Source organism: Streptomyces sp. SID5910, assembly GCF_009862125.1.
In the GTDB taxonomy this organism is placed as follows: Bacteria; Actinomycetota; Actinomycetes; order Streptomycetales; family Streptomycetaceae; genus Streptomyces.
Genome location: NZ_WWHX01000270.1, coordinates 1 through 2,720, shown reverse-complemented (window position 1 = coordinate 2,720; position 2,720 = coordinate 1). Strand labels below are relative to the sequence as shown.

The window sequence follows — 2,720 nt, the reverse complement described above, 5'->3', positions numbered from 1 at the left end:
CCTTGAACGGAAGGATCTTCGGATACGGCGCCCGGGACACCGCCGCGAACGACGTGCCGCGTGCGCGCAGGTGCGCGAGGTGCCCGATCTGGTCGAGGAACGCCGAGCAGCTGCGGCAGCCGGCGTCCCACTCGGGGGCGAACATGAAGTGGTGGACGACGAGCTGGTCGCGGCCCTCGAAGAGGTCGAGGAGGGTGGCCTTGCCGTCGCCGCCCTCGAAGACGTACTCCTTGTCGATCTCCACCATGGGCAGTCCGCGCCGCTCGGCGTTGAGCGCGTCCCGGGCGCGCGTGACCGCCTTCTCCTGGGCCAGTAAGGCCTCGCGCGCCGCGCGCCAGTCCTCGCGCGAGACGATCTCGGGAAGCGACATGGGCTCCAGCTCCTCCTGTACAGCGGTCCGTCGGGGGTGCTGACCGGTGGGGGACGCGGAACTCATCGCGGCGCGGCAAGATTCTTCCCGGACTGTCCTGTCCCGGGGGTGCCGGCTGTCCGGCGTGCCGGCTACCCGGCGAGCGGCAGCTCCGGCAGGCGCAGTCCCGCACGTTCGCGCCGTTCGGTCAGCTCGTCACGGAGTGCGGCGAGCCGTTCGGTGTGCCGGGGTGTGAGGCGGCCGCTGTCGTCGAGGTGGACGGCGCACGCGGTGGTGGTGTCGACGAGCCGTTCCAGCACGGCGGCGATCTCGTCGGCGCCCGCGGAGTGCCGGGCGAGCGCGGGCAGCTCGGCGGCGGCGAGGGCGACGGCGGTACGGGCCTCGGCGAGGGTGCGGTAGGCCTCCCGGCGCAGCCTCCAGCGGGCGGCGCGGTCGTCGGACCCGCTCAGTACGTGGGCGAGGTAGGCGTGTGCGGCGCCGCCCGCCGCCTCCAGCCGGGCGCGGACCGTGCCGCCGCGCTGTCCCGGCATCGGCAGGTGCCCGACGATCAGCACGATCGCGCAGGCCAGCAGGGTCTCGCCGATGCGGCTGAGCGCGGCCTGGGGTTCGCCGCCGGTCATGACCAGCGCGAGGACGAGGACGGTGACGACGGCGGTCTGGGCGGCGAAGTGCCGGGCGGCGACGGGCACGAGGGCGCCGCTGAGGGCGACGAGCGCGACGAGCCCTTCCGGCCGGGGCAGCACGGCGGCGAACCCGGCGAAGAGAAGCGCCCCGAGGACGGTCCCGGCCGCCCGGCACAGCACCCGGGACACGAGCGGTCCGAGGTCGGGCTTGACCAGGAAGACGGCGGTGGCCGGCAGCCAGTACCAGTGCTGGTGCGACCCGTACCAGTGGCCGTGGTGCAGCACCTGGGCGACGGCGACGGCGGCTCCGAAGCACAGCCCGACACGCAGCCCGTACTCCCTGCCGCCCGGGCCGAGGACGGTGCGGGCGACGGAGGCGAGCGGCCGGCTGCGGGTGTGCAGGTCGCGGCCGCTGCCCCGGTCGAAGGCCTCCGCGGCGTGCAGGAGGGCGTCGTCGAGGGCGCGCAGGGCGGGTTCGGTGCGGGTGGGGGCGGGCAGCGGCCCGGTGTGGGTGCTGCCGCGGACGGCGGCGGCGAGTCGCCGGGGGCCTTCGGTGGCCCGCGCGGGCACGGGGTGTCCGGCCCAGGCGAGTGCGGTCGCGGCCTCGCCGAGGGGCAGCGCGGCGGCGTACTGCGCGTGCAGCCGCCGTTCGGCCGAGGAGGAGGCGTGGCGCCGCAGCCGGGGTCCGGCGAGCGCGTCCTGAGCGTGGTCGAGGGCTGCGGTCAGCGCGGCCCGGCGGGCGCCGGCGTGTTCGGTGCCGGCCGCCTCCAGCAGCGCGGCGACGGCGTCGTACACGCCGGCGACGGCCGCGCGCTCCCCGTCGAAGCGGAAGTCGAGGCGCGCGTCGCCGGTGAGGGAGCCGGGTGTGGGCAGGAGCAGGCGCAGGGCGAGCAGCCATCCGGCGCCGGCCAGGAAGGCGAGGACGCTCTGCCACCCGGGGTCGGGCAGCGGCATGCCGGCCCCCACGGCGGCGGTGACCAGCAGCTGCGTCCCGGTTCCGGACGCCACGGCCCCGGCCGCGCTGATGCCTCCGGCGACCAGCCCGAGCACGGTGAGCGCCAGGGTGAGCGGTACGGGACCGAGGTGCTGCCCCGCGTACGTGCCGGCCAGCAGCCCGGCCGCCCCCGCGAGCGCCGGTACGCCGATCCGCCTGACCGACGTACGCCGGCTGCCCGGCCGGTCGTTGATGCCGGCCAGCATGGCGGCGATGGCGGCGACGACACCGAGGGAGGTGCGCCCGGCGAGCAGGGCCGCGAGCAGCAGCGGCCCGCCGGCCAGCGCACCCCGGGTGACCGCGCTCCAGGGCACGGGCCCGCGCTGGGTGCTCAGGGCGTGGGCGAGCCAGGGCGGTAGTGCGAGGGCGGCGGGGCGAGCGGTGCTGGGCACGGGGCGCGGGGCTCCTGTCGTCCGGTCGAGGGCGGGGGCGAGCCTTCGGGCGACGGTGGCCGGGCTGTGACGTGTGCTGTCCAGGGTACGGGCGGTTCTTGATGCGCCGGAAACGGGCGCATTTCGGGGAGGTGACGGCCGGCGGCGGCAGAGTTCGTCTCCGCCGTGTCCCCACTGCTCTAGCCGGCCCGCGCCGCCTCCATGGCCGCCCTCAGCAGGTCCTCGGCCCGTGTGAGCGCCGCAGTCAGTGACCGCGGGTCCGGCGTCAGGCGTGTCAGGAGTACGTCGACCCCGCCCAGCCCCGCCCGCTCGGTCAGCCCCTTCTCGTTGGTGACCCACTG

General features: G+C 76.5%; 2 protein-coding genes. Both read right to left on the bottom strand.

Annotation, left to right across the window (positions count from 1 at the left end):
- Positions 1 to 370: DUF899 family protein (locus GTW67_RS09365; RefSeq protein WP_161164344.1), on the bottom strand; the 370-nt coding region annotated here is incomplete at its 3' end.
- 131 nt (positions 371 to 501) lie between these two features.
- The gene (locus GTW67_RS09360; protein ID WP_161164343.1) at positions 502 to 2,379 is read right to left on the bottom strand and encodes an FUSC family protein; all 1,878 of its coding nucleotides are present in this window, start codon (positions 2,377 to 2,379) and stop codon (positions 502 to 504) included.
- Between the last annotated feature and the right edge of the window lie 341 nt (positions 2,380 to 2,720).